The 25,137-nt window shown below is 63.5% G+C and carries 30 protein-coding genes; 16 read left to right on the forward strand and 14 right to left on the reverse strand.

The window, feature by feature from the left end; genetic code table 11:
- Positions 1–6: 6 nt before the first annotated feature.
- From aroE to PQR08_RS07265, 5 genes are read right to left on the reverse strand one after another with little or no spacing between them, the layout of a single operon-like run.
- Positions 7–840 carry a shikimate dehydrogenase gene (gene aroE, locus PQR08_RS07245; protein ID WP_408161174.1) on the reverse strand — a complete coding sequence of 278 codons (834 nt, stop codon included), beginning with the start codon at positions 838–840 and terminating at the stop codon, positions 7–9.
- A 7-nt stretch (positions 841–847) separates the two neighbouring features.
- Entirely contained in the window at positions 848–2,059 is a 1,212-nt protein-coding gene (locus PQR08_RS07250; RefSeq protein WP_408161175.1) for a CaiB/BaiF CoA transferase family protein, read from the reverse strand.
- A complete protein-coding gene (locus PQR08_RS07255) occupies positions 2,059–2,517 on the reverse strand; it encodes a MaoC family dehydratase (RefSeq protein WP_238212677.1) in 459 nt (152 codons plus the stop codon). Before PQR08_RS07255 ends, PQR08_RS07250 begins: the two co-directional genes overlap by 1 nt.
- 2 nt (positions 2,518–2,519) lie before the next feature.
- Entirely contained in the window at positions 2,520–2,912 is a 393-nt protein-coding gene (locus tag PQR08_RS07260; RefSeq protein ID WP_408161176.1) for a VOC family protein, read from the reverse strand.
- Positions 2,909–3,859, reverse strand: a complete 951-nt coding sequence (locus PQR08_RS07265; RefSeq protein ID WP_408161177.1) for a ketopantoate reductase family protein — start codon at positions 3,857–3,859, stop codon at positions 2,909–2,911. Before PQR08_RS07265 ends, PQR08_RS07260 begins: the two co-directional genes overlap by 4 nt.
- Positions 3,860–3,956: 97 nt before the next feature.
- On the opposite strand from PQR08_RS07265, the gene PQR08_RS07270 reads away from it, so the two are divergent.
- Positions 3,957–4,862 carry a LysR family transcriptional regulator gene (locus PQR08_RS07270; protein ID WP_408161178.1) on the forward strand — a complete coding sequence of 302 codons (906 nt, stop codon included), beginning with the start codon at positions 3,957–3,959 and terminating at the stop codon, positions 4,860–4,862.
- A gap of 21 nt (positions 4,863–4,883) precedes the next feature.
- Here PQR08_RS07270 and PQR08_RS07275 read toward each other — a convergent pair whose 3' ends face one another.
- The gene (locus PQR08_RS07275; protein WP_408161179.1) at positions 4,884–5,063 is read right to left on the reverse strand and encodes a hypothetical protein; all 180 of its coding nucleotides are present in this window, start codon (positions 5,061–5,063) and stop codon (positions 4,884–4,886) included.
- Between PQR08_RS07275 and PQR08_RS07280 the strand changes: the two genes are divergently transcribed.
- From PQR08_RS07280 to groL, 3 genes are all read left to right on the forward strand, one after another.
- Positions 5,062–5,844 (forward strand): sugar phosphate isomerase/epimerase family protein, encoded by a 783-nt coding sequence (locus PQR08_RS07280; RefSeq protein ID WP_408161180.1) that lies wholly within the window; start codon positions 5,062–5,064, stop codon positions 5,842–5,844. The genes PQR08_RS07275 and PQR08_RS07280 overlap by 2 nt on opposite strands.
- A 303-nt stretch (positions 5,845–6,147) precedes the next feature.
- Positions 6,148–6,438: a co-chaperone GroES gene (locus PQR08_RS07285; RefSeq protein ID WP_035500852.1), complete on the forward strand. Its 291-nt coding sequence runs from the start codon at positions 6,148–6,150 to the stop codon at positions 6,436–6,438.
- Between the two features lie 98 nt (positions 6,439–6,536).
- Positions 6,537–8,177 carry a chaperonin GroEL gene (gene groL / locus PQR08_RS07290; protein ID WP_187605941.1) on the forward strand — a complete coding sequence of 547 codons (1,641 nt, stop codon included), beginning with the start codon at positions 6,537–6,539 and terminating at the stop codon, positions 8,175–8,177.
- Between the two features lie 103 nt (positions 8,178–8,280).
- On the opposite strand, the gene PQR08_RS07295 is transcribed toward groL, so the two are convergent.
- Genes PQR08_RS07295 through thiD form a run of 3 tightly spaced genes read right to left on the reverse strand, consistent with a single transcriptional unit; the run spans position 8,281 to position 10,429 of the window.
- A complete protein-coding gene (locus PQR08_RS07295; protein ID WP_408161181.1) occupies positions 8,281–8,712 on the reverse strand; it encodes a hypothetical protein in 432 nt (143 codons plus the stop codon).
- 29 nt (positions 8,713–8,741) lie between these two features.
- Positions 8,742–9,521: a DUF72 domain-containing protein gene (locus PQR08_RS07300; RefSeq protein ID WP_250484032.1), complete on the reverse strand. Its 780-nt coding sequence runs from the start codon at positions 9,519–9,521 to the stop codon at positions 8,742–8,744.
- Positions 9,522–9,553: 32 nt separating this feature from the next.
- The gene (thiD, locus tag PQR08_RS07305; protein ID WP_187605938.1) at positions 9,554–10,429 is read right to left on the reverse strand and encodes a bifunctional hydroxymethylpyrimidine kinase/phosphomethylpyrimidine kinase; all 876 of its coding nucleotides are present in this window, start codon (positions 10,427–10,429) and stop codon (positions 9,554–9,556) included.
- A 310-nt stretch (positions 10,430–10,739) separates the two neighbouring features.
- On the opposite strand from thiD, the gene PQR08_RS07310 reads away from it, so the two are divergent.
- Positions 10,740–10,910 carry a rubredoxin gene (locus PQR08_RS07310; RefSeq protein WP_025527884.1) on the forward strand — a complete coding sequence of 57 codons (171 nt, stop codon included), beginning with the start codon at positions 10,740–10,742 and terminating at the stop codon, positions 10,908–10,910.
- A gap of 374 nt (positions 10,911–11,284) precedes the next feature.
- A complete protein-coding gene (locus PQR08_RS07315; RefSeq protein ID WP_408161182.1) occupies positions 11,285–12,679 on the forward strand; it encodes a FimL-related protein in 1,395 nt (464 codons plus the stop codon).
- On the opposite strand, the gene PQR08_RS07320 is transcribed toward PQR08_RS07315, so the two are convergent.
- Complete coding sequence (locus PQR08_RS07320; RefSeq protein ID WP_408161183.1) at positions 12,676–14,166, reverse strand: cryptochrome/photolyase family protein; 1,491 nt, start codon at positions 14,164–14,166, stop codon at positions 12,676–12,678. The genes PQR08_RS07315 and PQR08_RS07320 overlap by 4 nt on opposite strands.
- A gap of 30 nt (positions 14,167–14,196) precedes the next feature.
- Here PQR08_RS07320 and PQR08_RS07325 point away from each other — a divergent pair, with 30 nt between their 5' ends.
- Genes PQR08_RS07325 through PQR08_RS07350 form a run of 6 tightly spaced genes read left to right on the forward strand, consistent with a single transcriptional unit; the run spans position 14,197 to position 18,899 of the window.
- On the forward strand, positions 14,197–14,775 hold the full coding sequence (locus PQR08_RS07325) for a YqgE/AlgH family protein (RefSeq protein WP_008342667.1): 579 nt from the start codon (positions 14,197–14,199) through the stop codon (positions 14,773–14,775).
- Positions 14,772–15,218: a Holliday junction resolvase RuvX gene (ruvX, locus tag PQR08_RS07330; RefSeq protein ID WP_250484029.1), complete on the forward strand. Its 447-nt coding sequence runs from the start codon at positions 14,772–14,774 to the stop codon at positions 15,216–15,218. The genes PQR08_RS07325 and ruvX overlap by 4 nt, the downstream gene beginning before the upstream one ends.
- A complete protein-coding gene (pyrR, locus tag PQR08_RS07335; protein ID WP_408161184.1) occupies positions 15,205–15,714 on the forward strand; it encodes a bifunctional pyr operon transcriptional regulator/uracil phosphoribosyltransferase PyrR in 510 nt (169 codons plus the stop codon). The genes ruvX and pyrR overlap by 14 nt, the downstream gene beginning before the upstream one ends.
- Positions 15,715–15,755: 41 nt before the next feature.
- Positions 15,756–16,781: an aspartate carbamoyltransferase catalytic subunit gene (locus tag PQR08_RS07340; RefSeq protein WP_035500867.1), complete on the forward strand. Its 1,026-nt coding sequence runs from the start codon at positions 15,756–15,758 to the stop codon at positions 16,779–16,781.
- A gap of 10 nt (positions 16,782–16,791) precedes the next feature.
- Positions 16,792–18,069, forward strand: a complete 1,278-nt coding sequence (locus PQR08_RS07345) for a dihydroorotase (RefSeq protein WP_408161185.1) — start codon at positions 16,792–16,794, stop codon at positions 18,067–18,069.
- Entirely contained in the window at positions 18,069–18,899 is an 831-nt protein-coding gene (locus PQR08_RS07350) for a lysophospholipid acyltransferase family protein (RefSeq protein ID WP_408161239.1), read from the forward strand. The genes PQR08_RS07345 and PQR08_RS07350 overlap by 1 nt, the downstream gene beginning before the upstream one ends.
- On the opposite strand, the gene PQR08_RS07355 is transcribed toward PQR08_RS07350, so the two are convergent.
- The 4 genes from PQR08_RS07355 to PQR08_RS07370 all read right to left on the reverse strand — a co-directional run bounded on the left by PQR08_RS07355 (position 18,887) and on the right by PQR08_RS07370 (position 21,411).
- Positions 18,887–19,468 (reverse strand): hypothetical protein, encoded by a 582-nt coding sequence (locus PQR08_RS07355; protein ID WP_408161186.1) that lies wholly within the window; start codon positions 19,466–19,468, stop codon positions 18,887–18,889. The two genes, PQR08_RS07350 and PQR08_RS07355, sit on opposite strands and share 13 nt — an antisense overlap.
- Complete coding sequence (locus PQR08_RS07360) at positions 19,432–19,707, reverse strand: HNH endonuclease (RefSeq protein ID WP_408161187.1); 276 nt, start codon at positions 19,705–19,707, stop codon at positions 19,432–19,434. Before PQR08_RS07360 ends, PQR08_RS07355 begins: the two co-directional genes overlap by 37 nt.
- Positions 19,596–20,258 (reverse strand): RNA-guided endonuclease IscB, encoded by a 663-nt coding sequence (gene iscB, locus PQR08_RS07365; protein WP_408161188.1) that lies wholly within the window; start codon positions 20,256–20,258, stop codon positions 19,596–19,598. The genes PQR08_RS07360 and iscB overlap by 112 nt, the downstream gene beginning before the upstream one ends.
- Before the next feature lie 253 nt (positions 20,259–20,511).
- A complete protein-coding gene (locus tag PQR08_RS07370; RefSeq protein WP_408161189.1) occupies positions 20,512–21,411 on the reverse strand; it encodes a symmetrical bis(5'-nucleosyl)-tetraphosphatase in 900 nt (299 codons plus the stop codon).
- Positions 21,412–21,720: 309 nt separating this feature from the next.
- Here PQR08_RS07370 and rfbB point away from each other — a divergent pair, with 309 nt between their 5' ends.
- The 4 genes from rfbB to rfbD are packed head-to-tail and all read left to right on the forward strand — an operon-like array spanning position 21,721 to position 25,136.
- Positions 21,721–22,782 (forward strand): dTDP-glucose 4,6-dehydratase, encoded by a 1,062-nt coding sequence (gene rfbB / locus PQR08_RS07375; protein WP_408161190.1) that lies wholly within the window; start codon positions 21,721–21,723, stop codon positions 22,780–22,782.
- Positions 22,783–22,792: 10 nt separating this feature from the next.
- A complete protein-coding gene (gene rfbA / locus PQR08_RS07380; RefSeq protein ID WP_408161191.1) occupies positions 22,793–23,686 on the forward strand; it encodes a glucose-1-phosphate thymidylyltransferase RfbA in 894 nt (297 codons plus the stop codon).
- Complete coding sequence (gene rfbC, locus PQR08_RS07385) at positions 23,671–24,222, forward strand: dTDP-4-dehydrorhamnose 3,5-epimerase (protein ID WP_408161192.1); 552 nt, start codon at positions 23,671–23,673, stop codon at positions 24,220–24,222. Before rfbA ends, rfbC begins: the two co-directional genes overlap by 16 nt.
- 14 nt (positions 24,223–24,236) lie before the next feature.
- Positions 24,237–25,136, forward strand: coding sequence for a dTDP-4-dehydrorhamnose reductase (rfbD, locus tag PQR08_RS07390; RefSeq protein ID WP_408161240.1), 900 nt, complete (start codon positions 24,237–24,239; stop codon positions 25,134–25,136).
- Position 25,137: the final 1 nt, after the last annotated feature.

A 25,137-nucleotide genomic window follows, 5' to 3' on the forward strand; every position in this document is an offset into this window, starting at 1 on the left:
TACGCGTTAGTCCAGTGGCACCGTGAGCCGATCGATTGCGGTTCGCGTTTTCGGACGGACGCCGCGCCACCAGTCGAACGCTTCGGCTGCCTGTTCGACCAGCATGCCGACGCCGTCGGCGACGTTGCGCACACCGGCATTGCGCGCGAGCCGCAGAAAGGGCGTCAGCCGTTTTCCGTAGGCCAGTTCATAAGCCGCGCCTTCATGGCTGAACACGCTCGGCGGAACCGGCGGCAGGTCACCCGTGAGACTGGCCGATGTCGCGTTGACCACGAGATCGAAGCGTCCCATTGCTTCGAGATCGCCGTAGCCGCAAGCGACGATCGGACCGCGCGCAGCCACCTGCGCCGCAAGCGCCTGGCCCTTGTCCACGTGACGATTGGCGATGACAAGCTCGGCCGGCCGCGCCGACAGGAACGGCAACAACGCTCCGCGCGCCGCGCCGCCTGCGCCCAGCAGCAGGACGCGCCTGCCTGCCATCGGCAGTTCCAGATTGACTTCGATGTCCCGCACGAGTCCGATGCCATCGAAATTCTCTGCGATGATGCGGCCGCCCTCGAACTTCATCGCGTTGACGGCACCGGCGAGTTCCGCGCGCTCGCTGCGTTCGTCCGCCATCGCGAAGGCCTTCAGCTTGAACGGCGCGGTGACGTTCATGCCCCGGCCGCCCGCCGCCGCGAACGCGCGCACGGTTTCGGCAAAGGCTTGCTCGGGTTCCAGCGGTCCTTCGATCGCCGTATAAGCCATGTCCTGCTGCGTTTCCTCGGCGAAAAGGCCATGAATCAGGGGAGATTTGGTGTGTCCGATCGGATTGCCGATCACCGCGTACTGGTCCGTCATCGTCGCCTCACTTCGAAAATAGAACGCCTTCGGTCTGCATGGCGTCGATCTCGGCTGCATCGAAACCGAGTGACGCCGCGACTTCCGCATTGTGCTGACCGAGGTCCGGCCCGACTTCGCGGATCGTCGTGTCGCAATCGGAAAAGCGGAAGGGCAAGTTCGGCAGGCGCAGCGTGCCGAAGCGCGGATGCTGCTGCTCGATCACCATGCCGCGCGCGACGATCTGCGGATCGGCCAGCACTTCGTCGATGCGCTGCACCTTGGCGCATGGAACATCCACGCTGTCCAGCAACGCGAGCACTTGCGCGACCGCTCGCGCGGCCACCCAGGGCTTCACCGCGTCGAGGATTTCCACGCGATGCGCATTGCGCCCGTTGAGCGTGTGGAATCGCGCATCGACGCCGAAGCCTGCCGGGCCGCCGTTCGCCTCGATCAGCGCGGCGAAACGCTTCCACGAATCATCGACCTGAGCGGCGATCACGAGATCGCCATCGGCGGCGCGGAATACGCCGTAGAGTGTCGATGTCGGCATGTCGTGACCGGTCTGCTCGGGCAGCACGCCTTGCGTCGTGTAGCACTGCACGGCGTATTCGTGCATCGACACGAGCGTGTCGTACAACGCCATGTCGATGTGCTGACCGCGCCCGCTTTTCACGCGGCCGAGCAGCGCGGCGTTGATCGCGGCCACCGCGTGAATGCCCGTGTACATGTCGCCGAGCGAGATGCGCATCAAGGGCGGTGGCTCGCCGGGATTGCCGATCATCTGCATGATGCCGCTCTTCGCTTCCGCGATCAGGCCGAAGCCCGCGCGATGCGCATCCGGTCCCGTATGACCGTAGGCCGAGATCGAGCAATAGACGAGCTTCGGATTGCGTTCCGACAACGCCGCATAACCGAGCCCGAGCTTGTCGAGCGCACCGGGCCGGTAGTTTTCGATGAACACGTCCGCCGAGTCGCACAGACGCTGCATGAACGCCTTGCCGCGCAGGTCTTTCATGTTGACGCTCACGCCGCGCTTGCCCATGTTGAGCTGCAGGAAGTAGGCGCTTTGTTGATCGTCGAGCACGGTGGCGTGCTGGCGTCCGGCATCGCCGCTGCCGGGACGTTCGACCTTGATGACTTCCGCGCCGAGCGCCGCGAGGCAGCGTCCGACATACGGACCGGCGAGAAAGTGGCTGTAATCGACGACGCGAATACCTTCGAGAGGACGGGCTTGCATCAGAACGCTCCCGGACGGCGCGGCACCATCAGACGATGCTCGCCATGCTGCACGACCTCGCCATGCTGATTGATCAGCTCGGACGGCAACACGACGATGCCCCAGTCAGGCCGGCTCCTGCTCGCGCGCATCGCGCCCACGCGGAATTTGACGTGCAGCACGTCGTTGACCTTGATCGGCAGATTGAAGTCCCACGTCCAGCCGAGCGACATGCCCGGCAGAAAGCGATAGTCGCTTTGCGTCTTGAGGCCATCGGCGATCGAGAGTCCGAAGAGGCCATGCGCGACGATCGAACCGAAATGACTCGCGTTGGCGAATTCCTCGTCGACATGCACGGGCGTGTGATCGCCGGTGAGATCCGCGTACGCCAGAATGCGCGCTTTTGTGACGGTGTATGTCGGGCTTACGCACTCGTCGCCTTCGCGCGCATCGTCCCAGTATTTATCGATGATGTTCATGTTCAAGCCTCCGCACGCGGATTGATTTCGAGGGTCCGCGCAACGCACGAGGCCGGCTTCGCCTGGATCAGTTCGACGGCGAGACCGTCGGGCAGACGCAGCCAGTTGCGGCCCTGCGCCATCGCCGTGGCGTCGTAGCGTTCCGCGGCGCTCAACGCGGCTTCGAGGTCTTCGCACATCACGCCGAGATGCGCGAGCCGGCCTTCCGGCGCTTCGTGCTTCGGGTCATGAATGAATTGCAGGCCGCCGAGCGTCCAGTACTGGCGAGGTTCATCGACGGAGCCGTCGACTTCGCGCATCGTCATGCCGAGCACGTCTTCGAAGAAGCGGATGTGCCAGTGAATGTCCTTCACGAAGATGGCGACATGCTCCAGATAGGCTTTCGATGCGCTCATGCTCGCGCTCCTTCACGTTGAAGGTCCGTCATGGCGCGCTCGATGCCCTTGATGCATGCAACCAGCGTGGCGTTGACCGGAGTCGGCACGCCGAGGCGTTCACCCCAGCGCACGACTGCTCCGTTGATGAAGTCGATCTCGGTGATCGAGCCTTTTTCGAGGCTTTGCAGCATCGACGTCTTGAAGGCCGAGGGCAGTCCTTCGGACGCGAGCGTCCACGCCTGTTCCGGGTCCGTGATGGACAGCGTGACGCCCGCCGCCTTCGCTGCAGCCATCGCTTCGGCAACGGCCGCGAGCGCGGTCGCCTTGAGAACGGGTTCCTCGTAGAGCTGTCCGTAAGTGAGACGGGTGATGCCCGTTATCGCGCCCGTCGCGACATTGATCAGCAGCTTGTCCCACATCGTGCCGAGGATGTTGTCGCTCACCGTGGTCATCAGCCCCGACGCATTGAAGGCGTCGGCAATCGCCTGCACCCGCGCGGTGAGCCGGCCGTCGAGTTCGCCGATGTAGGTCAGTTTCCCTTTCACGCCGGACTGGATATGTCCCGGCCCGCGCAGCACGCCGCCGACATACGTCTTGCCCGCCAGCACGCGCTCGCGGCCCACGACGTCGGCGAGCACGTCTTCATGGCCGAGGCCGTTCTGCAACGAAAGCACCAGCGTTTCAGGCCCGATGAGATCGAGCGCGCCGCGCATGGCCGAATCGGTATGGAAGGACTTGACCAGCACGACGACAAGATCCACCGCGCCGACTTCGGCGGCTTTAGTGGCCGCGCGGACTTTGACGCGTCGGGAACCATCGGTATCGTCGACTTGCAGGCCGTCGCGGCGCATCGCATCGACGTGCGCCGGCGAGCGGTCGATCAGCCAGGTTTCGTGACCGCCCTGCGAGAGTGTGGAACCGATGGCGCAGCCCAGCGCGCCGGCCCCGAGAATTGCGATCTTCAATGGCGTCTCCCTGATGTGTTGACGCCACGATAGGAGTTGCCGCTCATCATGGCAATGCAATGGCTACAATGACATCATTGCGTACGGTAATAACGCCATGATTCCGACCGAACTGCCGGACCTGAAGCTGCTGCAGCTTTTCGACCTTCTTTACGACGCTCGCAACGTCACGCGCGTGGCCGAGAAGCTTGGCCAGAGTCAGCCGACCATCAGCATCTGGCTCGGACGTCTGCGCGAGCATCTGCAAGACCCGTTGTTTATCCGTACGCCAGGCGGCATGGCGCCGACCCCGCAGGCCGATGCGCTGATCGGGCCGTGCCGGGAGATTCTCGAATCGTTGCGGCGCTTCACCGCGTGGGAAATCGCGTTCGATCCCGCTACGGCGAAGCGACGGTTTCGCATCTGCATGACCGATGCGAGCCATATCACGCTACTGCCGCGAATGCTTGCGCATGTCCGCGCCCAGGCGCCGGGCATTCGTCTGGAGGCGGCGAGAATCGACGGCAACACGGAACGTGCGCTGGAGTCGGGCGAGGCCGATCTGGCCGTCGGCCATGTGCCCTGGCTAGGCTGCGGCATCTATCAGCAACAGCTCTATACGCAGGATTGGGTGTGCCTGACCAATCCGCATCATCCGCGTGTGCGCGCAAAGCTCGGTGTGAAGCAGTACCGTGCGGAAAGCCACGTCGCGATCGCGGCCGGCACCGGCGCTCAACTGCTGGAGCAGGCGCTCGTGCGCGAGCAGATCGAGCGGGATGTCGTTCTGGAACTGCCCGGCTTTCTCGGACTGGGCGCGATCATCCAGACAACCGATTTGATCGCCACGCTGCCGCGGCACATCGGGCAGACGCTCGCAAAGGTCAATGGCCTTTCGCTTCATCCGTGCCCGATTCCCGTGGAGGGTTTTGCGGTCCGGCAGCACTGGCACGCGCGGTATCACCATGAAGCGGGCAATCGCTGGCTGCGCGATCTGATGGCGCAGCTATTCAGCAGCCTGCGCTGAGTGAGCGAGATCGCGCCGCGATCAGGCGTCGCGTTCGTCAGTTGCCGACGCCGCCTGCCACAAGGCAAATTCGCCGTGCGCAAGTTCCTGCTTGAGGAAGTCGATGCAAACGCGCACATTTGGCAACTGCGCGGCGCGCGCAGCCGACGACGACGCCGGAAGTGCTGCGCTTGAGCCCATCCTCTTACGAGAAAGCGACATGACGACGACACCCCAATTCGGCTGGTGCGGGCCGCTGCAAAACGCGAGCTTGATGAAGGAGGCCGGGCTCGACTACATCGAGGCGCAGCTCGTGCCGATGAAACTCGAAGACGACGCATCGTTCGCCGATGCAAAGACGAGGGTTGCTGACCTGCCGTTGCCCGCGAGCGCCTTCAGCTATTTGTTCCCGCACGATGCGCGCATCGTCGGTCCGGAGAAAGACGAGCGTCGCAATCGTGCGTATTTCGATCGCGTCGTCGAATTGCTGACGATTGCGCGAGCGCGCGTGGTCGTGCTCGGCAGCGGCTGGACGCGCAACATTCCCGAAGGCTGGACTCAGGCGCAGGCGGAAGACGAATTCCTGAGCGCGCTCGAATGGTGCGCGGACGCCTTGCGAGGCAGCGGCACCACGCTCGCGATCGAGCCGTTGAATCGCAAGGAGTCGAATCTGGTGAACAGCGTCGGCGATGGCGCGCGGCTCGCGAGGAAGCTGAACCGACCCGAAGTGCGCGGACTGGCGGACTTCTATCACATGGACGAAGAGAACGAGCCGCTCGACGAGTTACGCGAACATTGCGCGTGGCTCGCGCATATTCATCTCGCCGACACCGGCCGGCTGAATCCGGGCACGGGCTCCTACGATTACCCGAGCTTTTTCGGTCATCTCAAAGCATGTGGCTATCAGGGTTTGCTCAGTGCGGAGTGCGGCTTCAAGGATGAACCGCTTGCGTCGATGCGCGAGAGCGTGAACTTCATGCGTCTGGCGTGGAACGCCGCATAGCAAAGTCACGGTGGTACCCAAGGTTTACCCTAGCTATGCCGATCATTCGCGCTCCGTCGAAAACTTATTCAGGCGCGGAATGTCCGACGAAGTCCCCGCGCCACGTCCCGAACACGAAGCGCAAAGTTCGATAAATCCGGCCACTACGGGATTCCCCGCTCGTACCCTCCTTGAAATTGTCAAACTCGGTCCATATAATTAGCACTCACTGCACGAGAGTGCTAACAAGATTGCCGTCCGGCGAGATTGTTCTCAACGGACGGGTTTTCCCGCGTTTCAGTCTCAATCAAGAGAGGAGTGTGTATGAACCTTCGTCCTTTGCACGATCGCGTCATCGTCAAACGTCTGGACCAGGAAACCAAGACCGCATCGGGCATCGTGATCCCGGAAGCAGCGGCTGAGAAGCCGGATCAAGGCGAAGTCCTGGCCATCGGCCCGGGCAAGCGCGATGACAAGGGCGTGCAGAACGCCCTCGACGTGAAGGTCGGCGACCGCGTCCTGTTCGGCAAGTACGCTGGCCAGACCGTCAAGGTCGACGGGCAGGAACTGCTCGTCATGCGCGAAGAAGACATCATGGCCGTTCTGGTCAAGTAAGCATCCTTCCTGCACGTTCGGCTTCGCCAACAAGCCGCAGCCCGTTTCGGGCGCGCTGGGCGAAGCCGGAAAATCGAATCGAATCAAGGAGTTTGGATATGGCAGCTAAAGAAGTCACTTTTGGCGATTCCGCACGCGCCAAGATGGTCGAAGGCGTGAACATCCTGGCCAACGCCGTCAAGGTCACGCTGGGTCCGAAGGGCCGCAATGTCGTGCTCGAGCGCTCGTTCGGCGGCCCGACGGTCACCAAGGACGGTGTTTCGGTCGCGAAGGAAATCGAACTGAAGGACAAGCTCCAGAACATGGGCGCGCAAATGGTCAAGGAAGTGGCTTCCAAGACCAGCGACAACGCAGGTGACGGCACCACGACCGCTACCGTGCTCGCGCAATCCATCGTTCGCGAAGGCATGAAGTACGTCGCATCGGGCATGAACCCGATGGACCTGAAGCGCGGCATCGACAAGGCCGTCACCGCAGCAATCGAAGAACTGCGCAAGATCAGCAAGCCCTGCACGACCAACAAGGAAATCGCGCAAGTTGGCTCGATCTCGGCGAACAGCGACACGTCGATCGGCGAGCGCATCGCTGAAGCGATGGACAAGGTCGGCAAGGAAGGCGTCATCACCGTCGAAGACGGCAAGTCGCTGCAAGACGAGCTGGACGTCGTGGAAGGCATGCAGTTCGACCGCGGCTACCTGTCGCCGTACTTCATCAACAACCCGGACAAGCAAGTCGCCGTTCTGGACAACCCGTTCGTGCTGCTGCACGACAAGAAGGTCTCGAACATTCGTGACCTCCTCCCGGTTCTGGAACAAGTCGCGAAGGCTGGCCGTCCGCTGCTGATCATCGCGGAAGACGTCGAAGGCGAAGCGCTCGCTACGCTGGTCGTCAACAACATCCGCGGCATCCTGAAGACCGTCGCCGTCAAGGCTCCGGGCTTCGGCGACCGTCGCAAGGCCATGCTGGAAGACATCGCGATCCTGACCGGCGGTCAAGTGATTGCGGAAGAAACCGGCCTGACGCTCGAAAAGGCGACGCTGGCTGAACTGGGCCAGGCAAAGCGCATCGAAGTGGGCAAGGAAAACACGACGATCATCGATGGCGCTGGCGAAGCCGCGAACATCGAAGCGCGCGTGAAGCAAGTGCGCACGCAGATCGAAGAAGCGACGTCGGACTACGACCGTGAAAAGCTGCAAGAACGCGTGGCCAAGCTGGCTGGCGGCGTTGCGGTGATCAAGGTCGGCGCTGCGACCGAAGTCGAAATGAAGGAAAAGAAGGCACGTGTCGAAGACGCACTGCACGCAACGCGCGCAGCTGTGGAAGAAGGCATCGTGGCGGGCGGCGGTGTTGCGCTGATCCGTGCTCGTCGTGCGATCGACGGCCTGAAGGGCGCCAACGCCGATCAGGACGCAGGCATCAAGATCGTTCTGCGTGCAATGGAAGAGCCGCTGCGCCAGATCGTCACGAACGGCGGCGAAGAAGCTTCCGTCGTGGTGGCGGCTGTTGCTCAAGGTACGGGCAACTACGGCTACAACGCGGCCACCGGCGAGTACGGTGACCTGGTTGAAGCCGGCGTCGTCGACCCGACGAAGGTCACGCGCACCGCGCTGCAAAACGCGGCATCGGTGGCAGGCCTGCTGCTGACGACCGACGCAGCCGTTGCCGAACTGCCGAAGGAAGACTCGCCGATGCCTGGCGGCATGCCCGGCGGCATGGGCGGCATGGGCATGGACATGTAATCTGGCTTTGGCCGATTGCATCGGCGCGGACTTCGAAAGAGGTTTCGCGCCGTGCCAAGAAAAAACCCGCAGCGATGCGGGTTTTTTTTCGTCCATGCAAAGGCTATTTGTTCATCTCGTCGCGGAGTTTCTGCGCGGCGGCCTTGTAGTCGTAGGTCGGATAAAACTCCGTTCGATAGCCGCCCCACGCGGTGGTCTCGATCGCGCGGTTCACTTCGCGCAGCCGGTCGGCGGGCACGCGCAGCGTCACCACCTGCCCGATGCCCATCATCACGTACCACGACACCACTTCCACGCCCGGCGGCGGAAACTGCTTGAAGTAGCCTTGTTCCTTCAGTTGCTGATTGATTTGCGGCAGCGTCTTCGATTCATCGTGCTTGAGGAAGATCGTCAGCAGGAACGTGCCGTCGCCCGCCGGCGTGGCGCCAGGCGGCGGCGCGGCAATCTGGGCGTGAGCGGGCAGGGCAAGATTGAACAGCGAAACGAACAGCGTGGCTCCAAGCAAACGGGCGATTCGTGCTGCCGGCTTATGCATCGGGAAACCCTCCGTAGCGTCGAACGTGGTCAGACTTTGTGATGAATCCGCAAGCGTTCCATCAGATGCAGCGCGTTGGGCTGCGCATGGCCCTCGGCGGTGTTATCGAAGATGCACCAGACTTCAGGCGTTTTTTTCGCGCGATTATGCAGGGTGCGCGCGAGGTCGTCGAGATAGGTGTAGTCGTAGGAAGACTTGTAGAGCTCGGGCGAGCCGTGCAGCCGCACATAAACCAGCGACGCGTCCGCGCGATGTTTGATCTCGCATTCATCGGGGATCGGATCGGCGTCCACGTACGCGATGTGATGCGCCTTCAGCAGCGCCGCCGCGTGCGTCGTGAACCAGCTATGCTCGCGCGCCTCGAATGCGACCGGCAGCTTCGTGCGCTCGCGCAGGGCCTTGAGAAAAGTTTCGGCGATGTCGTGATCGAAGGGCAGGCTCGGCGGCAATTGCACGAGCCAGCAGCCGAGCTTGTCGCCCAGGTGTCCGGCTGCCTGAAGGAATTCATCGAGCAGGGAACCGGTATCGACGAGACGCGCATCATGCGTGATCGCCTTCGGCAGCTTGACCGAAAAGCGGAACGATTCGGGCACGCTCTCCGCCCAGTGCGCGTAGGTCTGCTCGCGATGCGGCTTGTAGAAACTGGAGTTGATCTCGACGCAGGTCAGCACATGCGAATAGCGTTCGAGGTGCGTGCCTTCGTGCGGAAAGCTCGCGGAGACGGCGCTCGACAGGCCCCAGCCCGCGCAGCCGATGCGGATTGCGCCTTGCGGGCCGGGCTTGTGCAGATGGGGCAGTCGATATGGCATGCGCTCGCGTCGCCTCCCTTATTGTTCGGGTGTCAGTGTCGGGCTTCTCCGGGCAGCCCCGTCGGATCATCAGGTAGCGCGGATGTTTCGCCGTCTTCGTCAGCGTCGTTCGAGCGCGCCCAGAAGAAGCGGTCCGGCAGATACGCGCCCATGCCGGGCCGAAAAGCGGCGCGCGCGGCCTGGAACACGTATTCCTGCGCCTCGCGCGCGGCCTCGGCGGGCTCCTGGCCGTTCGCGAGCAAAGCGGCGACGGCCGAACCGAGCGTATCGGTCAGGCCCATGATGCGCTGCACGCCGCGCTCCCACGTGTCCTGCCGCACTTGCCCCTCTTCGCTGTAGAGCGTGTTCACATGCCGGTGCGTGCCGGTTTCCATCGCGAGCACGTACTCGCAGCCTTGCGCCAGGATGTGGGAAATCGCGGAATCGAGCGTCGGCGATTCGGCGTCGCTGTCCGGCTGGGCGAGTTGCAGTAGCGTGGCGTGATCGGCGATCAGCATGGTGGTCTGCGGCACGAGCAGATCGGCAAGCGATTCGCGGAGTTCGTCGGCGGACAATACGTGTTCGTCGTCGAGCGTGAAATCGGGCGCGAGGATCAGCGGCACATCGTCGTAATCAGAGACGACTTCGGCGATGGCCGACACCAGCTCCGCGCGCGTCGCCGCACCGATCTTGAACGCGGCGATCGGCATGTCCTCCAGCAACATGCGCGCCTGGGTCGCGACCGTGTCCGGATCGAGCCCGGTCACTTCATCGCAAGTGGCGGAGTCGCGCACCGCATAACCGGTGAGCACGGTCGCGCCGTGGCAGCCCATGCTCGCGAGCGTCAGCAGGTCGGCTTGCAGGCCCGAGCCGCCCGTGGGATCGAAAAGGCCGAAGGTGAGTACGATCGGAGGGGAGTCGCCGGTCATGGCAAAAACGGACATTATGGTATTGATTGCTTGATTGGACGGTCGGCTCTAAGGGCACTCGCCCGCGCCTTGTGCGCGTGAGCGAATGCCCGCTCGGTCATGTCTGATTATGCGGCCTAATGTCGCCCGGCTGTTCTCTTTGCGCACTTTTTTCGGGCGTGCGAGCTTGGGTCGCAGAAAGCCGGCGCGGTGACCGTTTCGACCGATATCACGATGCGCGCACCCCGGACGGCCCGCTTGCTAGGCATCGACACGGCAACACGGTACCATCATGTCCTAATTTCAACCGACCTATCGACGCGGCATAAGTATGGAATACAGAAGCTGGATGTGCCTGATCTGCGGCTGGATCTACGACGAGGAGGCGGGATTGCCCGAAGAGGGCATCGCGCCGGGCACGCGCTGGGAGGACGTTCCGATCAACTGGACCTGTCCCGAATGCGGAGCCCGCAAGGAAGATTTCGAGATGGTTCAGATCTGATCTTGTCGTTCTGCCGCGCCGCATGACTCGCGTCATGCGGCGCGCGTTTTTTGCGGACCGCGTTCGAATATGACAACGCGTGCCGCGCGCGTGCCGCGCGCGTGCCGCCGCCGTGCGGTTTGCGCGATTTTTCGGTTTTTGTGGCGTAAGGCAAGTTCGTTGCGGCGATTCCGGCGTCGCGCGATGTTGGCGAACAAAGGTGAAAGGTGCGAAAAGCCTCGGCGGGCGCATTCGATTTCCGCTCCCACTCGATGAGGCATACGCTTGAAGCAGGCGCGGCGACACTCGTCCCGCCTACCGATGACGCATTTTCAACGGCGTGCGACGGCGGCGTTCGATCACCGCGCCCGCGAACCGGCTTGTGAGCGCTTGTTATGACATCTCGTCCCGATCTGCCCGTTCCCATCGAAGCCCTGCCCAATCCGCGCGGCGGGTCGGTGCGACTCGCCGAAATGGCGCTGACCGACGCGCTGCACGCGTTCCAGCGCCAGGGCGAAACCGGGGCCGCGTTGAAGCGCGCCATCGCCGCGCTGCATTCTGCGGGCTGGCTGCCCGGGCAGCGTTTCGCCGAGGCGCTCGCGCTCGTCGCGCCGCTCGGCGACGAATCGGAGGGAAGCCACGCGCGCATCGCCGAAGCGATCGCGGTGTTCCGCGGCGCGGTCGAGCGCCACAATCTGCGCGAACTCTCGTGCTCGACCGGGCTTTTCGATCACTATCGCGGGCTGCACGCGCTCCTGGCCGCGCACACGCGGGTCGCGCCGGTTTCCTACGACGACCTCGCGCTCGCGGGCCGCGCGATCGCGCCGGCGACGCTGCGCGGCATCGCGCCCGAGCGGCTCGCGCACCTGCGGGCGCATTACGAGGCGACGCTGCTCAAGCTGCTGCGCGGATCGGCCGAAGAATCCGCCAATGCCTTCGCGCGCCTCGATACCTGTCTCGACGAGCTGCGCGGTTCCGATCCCTACGATTTCTGGCGGCTCGCGTCGTCGACGGTGCGGGCGCTGCGTGAGCGCGCCGAACGCAGCGGCGGCGCGCTCGACCATATCGCCGACGCGAAGCGTCTCTACGCGCGCTTCAACCTCGTGCTGGCGGACCAGGCGCACGCGCTGACGTACGCGCCGCGTTCGCTCGTGCGCGCGACGCTCGCGTTGCTGTGGCGCGATTTCGCGCTATACGGCGCGGCGCCCGAAGACACCGAGCACGTCGACGTGCTGCGCGACTACGGCCTGACCGTGGCATGGCACGTCGCCGCGACGCCGGCATCGGAGGCCGCGTGGGAAGCGGGCGCCGCGCAGGCGAGCGAGGAAGCCTCGCGCGATGCCGCGACCCGCGATCTCGGCGTGCTGCGCGTGAACGCGGCCGCCTACGAGGATTTCCTGCAGAGCGCGGAGACATCGATCGATGCGCTCGTCGAGCGCGGCACGCAGGCGAGCGAAACCGGCACGGTCGACGAAGCCGCGGCGCTTTCCGCGGCGGACGCGTCGCATCGGCTGGGCGCGGCGGCGTGCGCGCTGGGCCTCGGGCATGTCGCGCTGCTCGCGGACACGCTCGGCCTGGCGTGGCGGCGCGTCGCGCATCACGGAGAAACGCACGCCGATGGCGCCGAAGGCGCGACACGCGGCATCGATGCCACCGTGCCCGAGCGCGCCGCGCAAATGCTGCGTTCGATGCTGCATCAGGCGGCGGCCGGCATCGCGCCTTCGGAAGGGCGCGGGTCGATCGTCGCCCTCACCGCGATGATCGAGAAGCCGGCGCTCGTCGCGCGTTAGTCGTCCTCGGGCGGCGCGGCGTCTTTCGCGCCGGGCTTGCGCACGACGTCATAGCGCGCGAGCGTGCGCTTTCTGGCGGCGTCGTGATCGACGATCGGCTGCGGATAATCCGCGCCGATCGAGATTTTCGCGGCCTTCAGCGCATCCGGCTTCGCGAGCCACGGCGCGTGGATATCGCGATCTGAAAGGCCCGCGATTTCCGGCACGTAATGCCGGATGAACTTGCCCGCGGCATCGAATTTCCGCGACTGCGTGACCGGATTGAAGATACGGAAATACGGTTGCGCGTCACAGCCGCTCGACGCGGCCCATTGCCAGCCGCCGTTGTTGTTCGATAGCTCGAAATCGTTCAGCAGCGCTTCGAAATACGCCTCGCCGCGCCGCCAGTCGATACCGAGATCCTTCGTCAGAAAACTCGCGACCACCATGCGCAACCGGTTGTGCATGTAACCGGACGTGTTGATCTGCCGCATTGCCGCATCGACGAGCGGATAGCCCGTCTGACCCGCGCACCACGCGGCGAAGCTGGCGTCGGCGGCGTCGCCCGTTTCCCAGCGTATGCGGTCGTATTCCGGCTTGAACGCGCGATGATCGTCCGCCACGCCGACATGCGGAAAATGGTGCAGCACGGAGAAATAGAACTCCCGCCAGATCAATTCGCCGAGCCAGGTTTCCGCACCCTTGTCGCCGTGGCGCTGCGCATCGTGCGCGCTGCGGGCGAGCGCGCGGATCGACATGGTGCCGTGCCGCAGATGCACGCCGAGATAGCTCGGGCCTTTCAGCGCGGGGAAATCGCGCGTGCGGCCGTAATCGGTCATGCGGTCGCGGAAATCGTCGAATAGCTCATAGGCGCCGCTCGTGCCCGCGGGAAACGCGGGACCGTGCGCATCGGGAAAGCCGAGCGCGGCGAGCGACGGAACCGCGTGCTTCACGCCCGACGGCGGCTTCGCGAGCGCGCTCAGATGATCCTCCGACGCATACGGCTTCAGCGCATCCGGCGTGAGCGCGGCGAGCCACTTGCGCTTGTATGGCGTGAAGACGGTGTAGGGCTTGCCTGCGAATGTCATCACGTCGTAATGATCGAAAACGGCCTGATCGCGGAAAGTGAAAAAAGCGATGTCCTGACTCGCGAGTTGCTTCGCGACGGCCTCGTCGCGCGCCTTCGCGGCCGGTTCGTAATCGCGGTTGGCGAACACGGCATGGACGCCGCATTCGCGTGCGAGCTCCGGAATATCGTGAACCGGATGACCGTGCCGCACGATCAGCGCGCCGCCGGCCTCGCGTAGCGTGCGATCCAGTTCGACGATGCTCGCATGGATAAAGGGCACGCGCCGGTCCTTTTTTTCGAGCGGCGAGAGAATATCGCGATCGAAAATGAACGCACACAGCACGCGGCGGCACCGTGTAAGCGCATGATAGAGTGCAGCATTGTCTGCCGCGCGCAGGTCCCGCCGAAACCAGACCAGACCTACATCAAAGTCGGCCATCTCGCAGCGCCTTTGTTAAAATTCTGAATTATGTCCAAGACTTCCGATCGCATCAATTTGACGAATCAGTTCCTGATCGCCATGCCCAACATGGCCGATCCGACGTTTTCAGGAACGGTGGTCTACCTGTGCGATCACACGGAGAAAGGCGCGCTCGGCCTCGTGATCAACCGGCCGACCGATATCGATCTCCAGTCGCTCTTCAACCGCATCGATCTCAAGCTGGAGATCGAGCCGCTCGTCCATTTGCCCGTGTATTTCGGCGGTCCCGTGCAGACCGAGCGCGGCTTCGTGCTGCACGAAGCGGGCGAGGGCGAACCGTACAGTTCGTCGATGAGCGTGCCCGGCGGTCTCGCCATGACCACGTCGAAGGACGTGCTCGAAGCGGTCGCGAGCGGCAAGGGCCCCGAACGCTTCCTGCTCACGCTCGGTCACGCCGGCTGGGGCGCGGGACAGCTCGAAGAGGAAATCTCGAAGAACGGCTGGCTCACGGTGGAAGCCGATCCGCGCATCATCTTCGACGTGCCGGCCGAAGACCGCCTCGAAGCAGCGCTCTCGCTGCTCGGCGTGTCGCGCTCGATGTTGTCCGGCGAAGCAGGGCACGCATGAGCCGCGAAGCCACGCTGCTGGCATTCGATTACGGCGAGAAGCGGATTGGAGTCGCCGTCGGCAATACGCTCACGAAACACGCGCGTGCGCTCGTCACGCTGGAAAATCGCGATCGCGAATATCGCTTCGTCGAAGTGGGCAAGCTGCTCGACGAGTGGAAGCCCGATACCGTGGTCGTCGGCATGCCGATGCATCCCGACGGCACGCCGCATGAAATGAGCGCGCTCGCGAAGCGCTTCGGCAATCAGGTGAACGGCCGTTTCAACGTGCCCGTGCAATGGGTGGACGAGCGCTACTCGTCCGTCGACGCCAAAGCCGATTTGCGCGAACGCGGCGTGCGCACCAACGCACGCGGCCGCTTCGACGATATCGACGCCGAAGCGGCCCGCGTCATTCTTCAACAATATCTCGACGGACTTCCCGACGATCATGAGTTCCATTGACGCCGAGTCGCTCTATCGCGCGCTGGTCGACCAGATTCGCGCTGCATTCGGACAATCGCTTGCCGCACCGGATGGCCCCGTTCTCGCCGGCATCTACAGCGGCGGCGTTTGGCTTGCCGAGCGGCTCGCGAAGGACCTGAACGCACCGCACTTCGGCGTGGTGAATGTCGCGCTGCATCGCGACGACTACGCGAAAAAGGGCCTGCACAGCCAGGCCCGCCCGACCGAGTTGCCTTTCGATGTGAACGGCCGCCGCATCATCCTGATCGACGATGTGCTGTCGACGGGGCGCACGGTGCGCGCGGCGATCAACGAGTTGTACGACTACGGCCGCCCGGCGTCGATCGACCTCGCGGCGCTCGCCGATCGCGGCGGGCGCGAAATGCCGATCGGCGCGCGCTTCACGGGCGCGACGGTTGAAGTGCCCGCGAACCAGAACCTCGTGCTCGCGCGTCGCGAGGACGGCGGATTCACTTTCACGACCGAAGCTCGCTGAGCGACGCTCGCAGCTTCTTTCCAGTAACACCCGGGATCACCATGAACACCGCCACTCAGGGCGCAACCGAGACGGGCGCGCCTACCCAAGACAAGTTCCGGTACGGCTTCCTCAAGGGCAATCCGCAGCTCACGAAGAACGGCGAGCTCAAGCACTTGCTGACCATCGAAGGATTGCCGCGCTCGATCGTCACGCACATTCTCGATACCGCCGAGCAGTTCGTGAGCGTGACCGACCGCGAAGTGAAGAAGGTGCCGCTCCTGCGCGGCAAGTCGGTGTTCAATCTCTTCTTCGAGAACTCGACGCGCACGCGCACCACGTTCGAAATCGCGGCGAAGCGCTTGTCGGCGGATGTGCTGAACCTGAATATCAACGCGTCATCGACGAGCAAGGGCGAATCGCTGCTCGACACGATCAACAACCTCTCCGCGATGCACGCGGACATGTTCGTCGTGCGTCACGCGTCGAGCGGCGCGCCGTATCTGATCGCCGAGCATTGCGCGCCGCACGTGCATGTGATCAATGCGGGCGATGGCCGCCATGCGCATCCGACGCAGGGCCTGCTCGACATGTACACGATCCGCCATTACAAGCGCGACTTCACGAAGCTGCGCGTGGCGATCGTCGGCGACATTCTGCATTCGCGCGTCGCGCGCTCGGACATTCACGCGCTGACCACGCTGGGCGTGCCCGAAGTGCGCGCGATCGGCCCGCGCACGCTCCTGCCGGGCAACCTCGACCAGATGGGCGTGCACGTCTATCACAATCTCGACGAAGGCCTGAAGGGCGTCGACGTGATCATCATGCTGCGCCTGCAGAACGAGCGCATGAGCGGCGCGCTCCTGCCGTCCGCGCAGGAGTATTTCAAGAGTTGGGGACTCACGCCCGAGCGTCTCGCGCTCGCCGCGCCCGATGCGATCGTCATGCATCCGGGCCCGATGAACCGCGGCGTGGAAATCGACTCGCAGGTGGCCGACGGCCCGCAATCGGTGATCCTGAATCAGGTGACCTTCGGCATCGCCGTGCGCATGGCGGTGATGGGCATCGTGGCCGGCAACAGCGACTGAAGAAGACGACATGAAGATCCAGATTCAAAACGGCACGATCATCGACCCGGCCGCGGGCACGCAAGAACGCAAGGACGTTTTCATCGCGGCGGGCAGGATCGTCGGCATCGGCGCGGCGCCCGCGGATTTCAACGCGGCGAAGATCATCGACGCGTCGGGGCTTTACGTCGCGCCGGGTTTCGTCGATTTGTCCGCGCGGTTGCGCGAGCCGGGCTTCGAGCACAAGGCGACGCTCGAATCCGAAATGGCCGCCGCGATGGCCGGCGGCGTGACGAGCCTCGTGTGTCCGCCCGACACCGACCCGACGCTCGACGAGCCGGGCCTCGTCGAAATGCTCAAGTTTCGCGCTCAGAAGCTGCATCTCGCGCATGTGTATCCGCTCGGCGCGCTGACCGTCGGCTTGAAGGGCGAAGCCATCACCGAGATGGTCCAGTTGACCGAGGCGGGCTGCATCGGCTTTTCGCAGGCCGATAACCCGATCGTCGATACGCGCACGCTGCAACGCGCGCTGCAATACGCGACCACGTACGGCTACACGGTGTGGCTGCGCCCGCAGGACGCTTACATGTCGAAGGGCGGCGTGGCGGCGAGCGGCGCGGTGGCGTCGCGGCTCGGGTTGTCGGGCGTGCCGGTGGCGGCGGAAACCATCGCGCTGCATACCATCTTCGAATTGATGCGCGTGACCGGTGCGCGCGTGCATCTGTCGCATCTGTCGTCGGCTGCGGGCGTCGAACTCGTGCGCGCGGCGAAGGCCGAGGGTCTCGCGGTCTCGTGCGACGTGACGGTCAATCATGTCCATCTGACCGATATCGACATCGGCTACTTCGATTCGCAATTCCGTCTCGATCCGCCGCTGCGCTCGCAGCGCGACCGCGACGCGATCCGCGCGGGCCTCGCGGACGGCACCATCGACGCGATCTGCTCCGACCACACGCCGCTCGACGACGACGAAAAGCTGCTGCCCTTCGCCGAAGCCACACCGGGCGCGACCGGTCTAGAACTGCTGCTGTCGCTGACGGTGAAGTGGGCGCTCGACGCGAACGTGCCGCTCGCGAAGGCGCTCGCGCGCATCTCGTCTTCGCCCGCCGATGTGCTCAAGCTGCCCGCGGGCCGCATCGCGACCGGCGCGATCGCGGATCTCTGCGTGTTCGACGCGGCAGGCGAATGGCGCGTCGATCCGACGAAGCTGAAGAGCCAGGGCCGCAACACGCCGTTCCTCGGCTACGAGTTGCCGGCGCGCGTGCGTGCGACGATCGTCGGCGGTCACGTCGCGTACGAGAGCCGCTGATCATGTTCGCTGGGCGCAAGCTGCGGCTCGTTACCCACTTGCTGTACGGCATGTGGGTTGTCGCGAGGCGCTTTCCGCGCGCGTCCGCGAGCGAGCGCGCCGGGATGAATCGCGTGTGGTCGCTCGAGATGCTGCGGCTTTCCGGGATGAAGCTCGTCGTGCATAACGACGAGGCGCGGCTCGATGCGGGCGTGCTCGTCGTCGGCAATCACATCTCGTGGATCGATATCTACGTGATCAACGCGTGGCGCCCGACACCGTTCGTGTCGAAGGCGGAGATTCGAAAGTGGCCGGTCGTCGGCTGGCTGGCGCAGCAACTCGGCACGGTGTTCGTGCAGCGCGAGAAGCGTAGCGATGCGAAGCGCATCATGCACGAGCTGGCCGACCGGCTGCTCGCGGGCGAAATGATGTGCGTGTTCCCGGAAGGCACGACCACCGATGGCACGTCGCTGCTGCCGTTTCACGCCAACATGTTTCAGGCGGCGGTGTCGGCGTCGTGTCCGGTGCAGCCGATCTGCCTGATGTACGAGGACGCGCAAGGGCGGCAATCGACCGCGCCTGCGTATATCGGCGATATGTCGCTCGACGATTCGCTGAACGCGCTGTTGCGCGCGGGGGCGATCACCGCGCATCTGTACGTATGCGATCCGCTTGCGCCGGGCGCGGACCGGCGCTTACTCGCGAGCGAGGCGCAGGCGGCGGTGCAGGGTGCGCTGGATCGCATGTGTGGCGCGTCGGCTATTGTGACCGATGTCGCCCTTAGTGATCGCGCCGCTGAGCTTCGAACCACTTGCGCCAGAGACCAAGGGCTTCACGTTCACAAAGGATAGGGCGACGGGCCATCACCGCGTCTGCGGGCGCCTGCCTGGGCCGGGCTTGTCTGGGAGTATGCGAAGCCGTCGCTACGTTGAACCAACCGGCAATGCCGATGCGCGACGCCCTGCACAACTTTCCCAGCTCTTTGAATGTTGAAGTAACCGGTAGCACGCATCGCCACCCTGCCGACGTATGTGTCAGCCTTCTTGCCAAAGGGTACGTCGGCGCGCACGAGGTCGCCGGTCTGAAATCCGTGTACACGCTTTGCCCTTGTCAAATATCCGCGCGGGAAGCCATAGCGGTCGAGCCTTGTCCTCTGGTAACTGCCGCGACCGGTGCAGTTGATAGACAGGATCGGTTTAATCCAGTCTGTTACGACAGATAGTGCCCCGACACAAGCGGCGTCGAGTGCATGTGTTTTCGGTACACCGAATGCCAAGCGATTGAATTTGGTACGCCCGCCTGAGGCAAGTTCCAAGGGCAGGCCGATCGTGTCCAGTGCGTTGGTCAATGCCCAGCGCGTGGCGTTCATTGCTGCAGCATCTTTCAGCGGACGCTTCGCTTGGGACAGGATCTTCGCCAATCGCGTTGGCCGCTTGCTAAGAATACTTCGGCAGGCAGCGCACCCTTTGCCCGGTTGCAACGTTCGCAGGCCAGCGTCAGGTTCGACACTCGATCGGTGCCACCGCGAGCCCGAGCGACGATGTGATCTACTTGCAGCGGCGTACCACTTGCGTCGCAGTATGAGCAACGCCGGCCCCATTTCTCCAAAAGGTATTCGCGTATTTCGTAGCCTGCCAGCGTTCCCCGATGATAGCCCACCCCAGTGACTTCAGGGTTTTCGACAGGTGCGTGTCGAAGCGCACGAGCTCGCTGGAGAATGCGCTGATCGGTGCCCAGCGCATGATACGATGAACCCAGGCCTTTGTAGTATCAACCCTGTGCTGGAGCGAGGGGGCAAGCCAACCGATAAAGCGCGTGCGGTTCGAGAAACGTGGTGCACGGTAGCGCAGCTTACCGCGTCGCCGGCAACGCATGGCCCGACGCGCCGTAAGCGCCTCACTGATTTGCCGGCCGCGGTGGACCAGTTCGAATAGATTGAGTACGGCTGCGCCGCGGATGAGTTCGCCGGACTCCTTGCTCGGCGTTACGATGTCGCGCACAAGCACGAGACCGGTCGTCTTGCTACCGGGGTCGAGCTTGAGGCGCGACGGCTGGAATTCGCTGCAATTGGCGTTGCGGTCCCTGAGCCGAATAACGAACGGCACCACTCGATGCACGCGCGCGCGGTCCCGCGCGAGCAGCAATCTCGCGCGCTTTTCACTGCACGGCATCAACGCTCTGCCATTCCGATCGAGAACAAAAACAGCCAAGGCAGCCCCTATTTGATCACCGCCGAAGTCCGTTCGGCGCGGTTGCCCTTACGGGCCTAGTGACGCACCTTCGGGTATGGCTCCCCTCGACCATGTTGTGCAGCAGGTGAAGCCTTCGCTTCCGTCGCAGCCCGTTTCGTACCTACCCGGGGCTTGTCTGCTGCTGCGAGTTCCAGAGCGTCGAACTGAGGAAGCATTCGACGGTGGGTTTGCTGTCTCTGCACAACGTAGCGCCTTACAGTGCTAGGTCTGGTCAATCTCGAGCTTTCGAGTGCTTCAAAAAGCTCCGGGCTTTGCCGGGGTGATTGACCGAGCAGCTCACCTGCGTGATTACGCGTTGGGCCGGATCAGCGGTCAGCAATACCGCCGATAGCTTGTTGCCCCACACGCAGCCCGAGTCAAGACACAGCACTTTTTCGCGGACCATCAGGCCGAGCGCGGCCCAATGGCCGAACACAATTGTCACGTCCTGCGTGCGTCGGTTCTGTACGTCAAACCACGGCATATAGCCGGGCGGCGCGGCGTCGGGGCCGCCGTTGTTCGCGAACTCCATCGCACCTTCGGGCGTGCAGAAGCGGATGCGCGACAGCGCGTTATAGATTACGCGCAGCCGGTCCGCGCCCTTCAGTGAATCGTCCCAGCGATGCGGCTCGTTGCCGTAGAGCGCCGCGAGCGTTTCTTTCCAGTTCGGCGCGCGCAAAGCCTGTTCGAGTTCGTGGGCAAGTTCCATCGTCATCGTCGCGTCCCATTGCGGCAGCACGCCTGCGTGGACCATCAGGATGTCGTTCTCGAAATGCGCGACGGGCTTGTGGCGCACCCATTCGATGAGATCGGCGGCGTCGGGTGCTTCGAGGATTTCGTCGAGCGTGTCGCCTTTCTTCGGTTTGCGCAGACCGGCGGCGACGGACAGCAGATTCAGGTCGTGATTGCCGAGTACGACCGTCGCGCGCGTGCCGAGGGCGATTACCTCGCGCAACGTCTGCAATGATTTCGGACCGCGGTTGATGAGGTCGCCCGCGAACCAGAGCGGTGTGTCGGGGGCGGGGGCGGCTTTTTTCAGGAGGCGCTTGAAGGGATCGCAGCAGCCCTGGAGGTCGCCGAAGACGAGGGGAGCAAGGGAGGCGTCGATGCTGGAGGTCAGGGCGTCGGTCATCGGAAGTGAACGAAATGAGAAGCGGCGCAGCCGGCTCAAATGTGGAATATGCGCGCATTATGGAACAGACGTTGAATTGCCGTTTTGCTCAAACAAATACGGGTGGCAGTTACACATTCGCAACGCGTCCAACATAAGTCGCAGGCTGTATCAAGTTGTTATGCGTGTGGCATCTGCATGGGTTGGCTTTATACTTAGAGGTTGACCGGGGGACACCGGAAACCATGGTGCGCTCGAGCGCGTTGGCGCACTCTCTGGTCAGACAAGTCCGCGGTGGAGTCTGTGTGCAGGCAATTCAAAGGGATATTCATGATTCTCGTGACGGGAGGCGCCGGTTTTATCGGCGCCAATTTTGTTCTGGATTGGCTCAAAGCTTCGGATGAACCCGTGCTCAACGTCGACAAGCTGACGTACGCGGGTAATCTGGGGACGCTCAAGTCGCTCAAGGATGACGACCGTCATGTGTTCGCGCGCGCGGACATCTGCGACCGCGCCGCCATCGACGCGTTGCTCGCGAATCACAAGCCGCGTGCGGTCTTGCACTTCGCGGCCGAGAGCCACGTCGACCGTTCAATCCACGGGCCCGCTGAGTTCGTGCAGACGAACGTCGTCGGCACGTTCACGCTGCTCGAAGCCGCGCGGATGTACTGGAGCAAGCTGCACGAAGACGAGAAGCAGGCATTCCGCTTTCTGCACGTCTCGACGGACGAAGTGTTCGGCTCGCTCTCCGCAATCGACCCACAATTCTCCGAAACCACACCTTACGCACCGAACAGTCCGTACTCGGCGACCAAAGCCGGCTCCGATCATCTCGTGCGCGCGTATCATCACACGTACGGCCTGCCGGTGCTGACCACCAATTGCTCGAACAACTACGGGCCGTACCAGTTCCCCGAAAAGCTGATTCCGCTGATGATCGCCAACGCGCTCTCGGGCAAACCGCTGCCAGTCTACGGCGATGGCCAGAACGTGCGCGACTGGCTGTACGTGGGCGACCACTGCTCCGCGATCAGCGAAGTGCTTGCGCGCGGCACGCCCGGCGAGACCTACAACGTCGGCGGCTGGAACGAGAAAAAGAACCTGGAGGTAGTGCACACGCTGTGTGACCTGCTGGACAAGGCGAAGCCGAAGTCGAGCGGCTCGTATCGCGATCAGATCACTTATGTGAAGGACCGTCCGGGCCACGATCGCCGCTACGCGATCGATGCGCGCAAGCTCGAACGCGAGCTCGGTTGGAAACCGGCCGAAACGTTCGAGACCGGTCTCGCGAAGACGGTTCAGTGGTATCTGGACAATGAGGCGTGGGCGGAGGAAGTGGCTTCCGGCGAATACCGGAAATGGGTCGAGACAAACTACGCGCAGCGCGCGTGAGGGGCTGATCATGGCGCGCAAAGGCATCATTCTGGCCGGGGGGTCCGGCACGCGGCTGTATCCGATCACGCATGCAGTGTCGAAACAACTGCTGCCGGTCTACGACAAGCCGATGATCTACTACCCGCTGTCCACGCTGATGATCGCGGGCATTCGTGACGTGCTCGTGATCTCGACGCCGCAGGACACGCCTCGCTTCGAGTCGATGCTCGGCGACGGCAACCAGTGGGGCATGAATATTCAATACGCGGTACAGCCGTCGCCGGACGGGCTCGCGCAGGCGTTCATCATTGGACGGGAGTTCGTCGGCAATGAGCCGTCGGCGCTGATTCTCGGCGATAACATCTTCTACGGTCACGATCTTGCCAAGCAACTGGAAGCCGCCAATACCCGCACGGACGGCGCCACGGTCTTCGCCTATCACGTGCACGATCCCGAACGCTACGGCGTGGTCGAGTTCGATCGGCAGTTTCGCGCGCTGTCGATCGAGGAGAAGCCCGCGAAGCCGCGCTCGAACTACGCGGTGACGGGGCTGTATTTCTACGACAATCAGGTCTGCGACATCGCCGCCGACATCAAACCATCGGCGCGCGGCGAACTCGAAATCACAGACGTGAACTCGCGTTATCTCGCGCTGAAGAAGCTGGACGTCGAGATCATGGGGCGCGGGTATGCGTGGCTCGACACCGGCACTCACGATTCGCTGATCGAAGCGGCGACGTTCATCGCGACATTGCAGAAGCGGCAAGGGTTGGTCGTGGCGTGTCCTGAAGAGATCGCGTACCGCAGGCGCTGGATCGGCGACGAGCAGTTGCTCGAACTCGCGCGACCGCTGGCCAAAAACGGGTACGGACAGTACTTGCTCAATCTTCCAAAGGATCAAGTCGCATGGCCATCCAGGTAACCGCTACCGCTCTGCCCGAAGTCAAGATCATCGAACCGAAGGTGTTCGGCGACGCGCGCGGTTTCTTCTACGAGAGCTTCAACGCGCGCGAATTCGCGGAGCGCGTGGAAGGAAGCGTCGAGTTCTTGCAGGACAATCATTCCCGTTCGGCGAAGGGCGTGTTGCGCGGGCTGCATTATCAGATCCAGCACGCACAGGGCAAACTTGTTCGCGTGGTGGAGGGCGAAGTGTTCGATGTCGCCGTGGATATCCGCAAAAGCTCGCCGAACTTCGGCAAGTGGGTGGGCGTGAATCTGTCGGAGGAGAATCATCGGCAATTGTGGGTGCCGCCGGGTTTCGCGCATGGTTTCGTCGTGTTGTCGCAGTCCGCGCAGTTTCTCTACAAGACCACCGATTACTGGTACCAGGAACACGAGCGCAGCATCGTGTGGAACGATCCGGAAATCGGCATCGAATGGCCGATCGATTTCGAGCCGATGCTCGCGGCAAAGGATGCGGCGGGCAAGCGCTTGTCGGAAGCCGAGGTGTTCGCTTGAATGCAGAGAAAGTCATGACCGAGCGCGCGCAACGCACGATTCTCGTCACGGGTGTGAATGGGCAGGTGGGCTTCGAATTGCGGCGTTCGCTGCAAGGACTCGGCCGCATCGTCGCGCTGGATCGTGCCGCGCTCGATCTCGCCGATCCGGCCGGTATCCGCGCGTGCCTTCAGTCGCTCAAGCCGGACGTGATCGTGAATCCCGCTGCGTACACGGCGGTCGATCAGGCCGAAAGCGATGGTGCTGCCGCGCGCGCGATCAACGTGCATGCGCCCGCGGTCCTCGCCGAAGAAGCGAAGCGCCTCGATGCCTTGCTCGTGCATTATTCAACCGATTACGTGTTCGACGGCGCGGGAACGCATGCCTTTCGCGAAGACGACGCGACCGACCCGCAAAACGCCTACGGGGCGACCAAGCTCGAGGGCGAGCAGGCGATCGCCGCTTCGGGCGCATCGCATCTGGTGTTCCGGACGAGCTGGGTCTATGGTCTGCGCGGCCGCAACTTTCTTCTGACGATGCTCAAGCTCGCGCGCGAGCGCGACGAATTGCGCGTCGTCGCCGATCAAATCGGCGCACCGACCTGGTCGGCCACGATCGCCATGCTGACCGCATCGGTCATCGCGCAGGGTGTCGCGAACGAAGCGGGTCTGGCCGATTGGGCACGCGAAAAGAGCGGCATCTACCATCTCACGGCGGGCGGCTCGACATCGTGGGCCGGTTTCGCGGACGCGATCTTTGCCGATGCGCAGGTCGAGCGTGCGCCGCGTGTGATTCCGATTCCGTCGTCGGAGTATCCGACGCCCGCACGCCGCCCGTTGAACTCGCGGCTTGACGGCGCGAAGCTGGCCCGCGTGTTCGGCCTGGTCGCGCCGGACTGGCGCGAAGCGCTCGCGCTGTGCCTGGCGTCGCGCTGAA

This window comes from Caballeronia jiangsuensis, from assembly GCF_046030135.1.
Taxonomy (GTDB): Bacteria; Pseudomonadota; Gammaproteobacteria; order Burkholderiales; family Burkholderiaceae; genus Caballeronia; species Caballeronia jiangsuensis.

Bases quoted from the DNA above. Each gene is read 5' to 3' on its own strand.
- rfbC (WP_408161192.1), top strand. From the start codon at position 23,671: ATGGCCATCCAGGTAACCGCTACCGCTCTGCCCGAAGTCAAGATCATC.
- PQR08_RS07370 (WP_408161189.1), bottom strand. From the start codon at position 21,411: ATGACCGACGCCCTGACCTCCAGCATCGACGCCTCCCTTGCTCCCCTC.
- PQR08_RS07260 (WP_408161176.1), bottom strand. From the start codon at position 2,912: ATGAGCGCATCGAAAGCCTATCTGGAGCATGTCGCCATCTTCGTGAAG.
- rfbA (WP_408161191.1), top strand. From the start codon at position 22,793: ATGGCGCGCAAAGGCATCATTCTGGCCGGGGGGTCCGGCACGCGGCTG.
- PQR08_RS07295 (WP_408161181.1), bottom strand. From the start codon at position 8,712: ATGCATAAGCCGGCAGCACGAATCGCCCGTTTGCTTGGAGCCACGCTG.
- rfbD (WP_408161240.1), top strand. From the start codon at position 24,237: ATGACCGAGCGCGCGCAACGCACGATTCTCGTCACGGGTGTGAATGGG.
- thiD (WP_187605938.1), bottom strand. From the start codon at position 10,429: ATGACCGGCGACTCCCCTCCGATCGTACTCACCTTCGGCCTTTTCGAT.
- pyrR (WP_408161184.1), top strand. From the start codon at position 15,205: ATGAGTTCCATTGACGCCGAGTCGCTCTATCGCGCGCTGGTCGACCAG.
- PQR08_RS07255 (WP_238212677.1), bottom strand. From the start codon at position 2,517: ATGAACATCATCGATAAATACTGGGACGATGCGCGCGAAGGCGACGAG.
- PQR08_RS07270 (WP_408161178.1), top strand. From the start codon at position 3,957: ATGATTCCGACCGAACTGCCGGACCTGAAGCTGCTGCAGCTTTTCGAC.
- PQR08_RS07340 (WP_035500867.1), top strand. From the start codon at position 15,756: ATGAACACCGCCACTCAGGGCGCAACCGAGACGGGCGCGCCTACCCAA.
- PQR08_RS07320 (WP_408161183.1), bottom strand. From the start codon at position 14,166: ATGGCCGACTTTGATGTAGGTCTGGTCTGGTTTCGGCGGGACCTGCGC.
- PQR08_RS07275 (WP_408161179.1), bottom strand. From the start codon at position 5,063: ATGTCGCTTTCTCGTAAGAGGATGGGCTCAAGCGCAGCACTTCCGGCG.
- PQR08_RS07300 (WP_250484032.1), bottom strand. From the start codon at position 9,521: ATGCCATATCGACTGCCCCATCTGCACAAGCCCGGCCCGCAAGGCGCA.
- aroE (WP_408161174.1), bottom strand. From the start codon at position 840: ATGACGGACCAGTACGCGGTGATCGGCAATCCGATCGGACACACCAAA.
- PQR08_RS07285 (WP_035500852.1), top strand. From the start codon at position 6,148: ATGAACCTTCGTCCTTTGCACGATCGCGTCATCGTCAAACGTCTGGAC.
- PQR08_RS07345 (WP_408161185.1), top strand. From the start codon at position 16,792: ATGAAGATCCAGATTCAAAACGGCACGATCATCGACCCGGCCGCGGGC.
- ruvX (WP_250484029.1), top strand. From the start codon at position 14,772: ATGAGCCGCGAAGCCACGCTGCTGGCATTCGATTACGGCGAGAAGCGG.
- PQR08_RS07325 (WP_008342667.1), top strand. From the start codon at position 14,197: ATGTCCAAGACTTCCGATCGCATCAATTTGACGAATCAGTTCCTGATC.
- PQR08_RS07315 (WP_408161182.1), top strand. From the start codon at position 11,285: ATGACATCTCGTCCCGATCTGCCCGTTCCCATCGAAGCCCTGCCCAAT.
- PQR08_RS07280 (WP_408161180.1), top strand. From the start codon at position 5,062: ATGACGACGACACCCCAATTCGGCTGGTGCGGGCCGCTGCAAAACGCG.
- rfbB (WP_408161190.1), top strand. From the start codon at position 21,721: ATGATTCTCGTGACGGGAGGCGCCGGTTTTATCGGCGCCAATTTTGTT.
- PQR08_RS07250 (WP_408161175.1), bottom strand. From the start codon at position 2,059: ATGCAAGCCCGTCCTCTCGAAGGTATTCGCGTCGTCGATTACAGCCAC.
- PQR08_RS07310 (WP_025527884.1), top strand. From the start codon at position 10,740: ATGGAATACAGAAGCTGGATGTGCCTGATCTGCGGCTGGATCTACGAC.
- groL (WP_187605941.1), top strand. From the start codon at position 6,537: ATGGCAGCTAAAGAAGTCACTTTTGGCGATTCCGCACGCGCCAAGATG.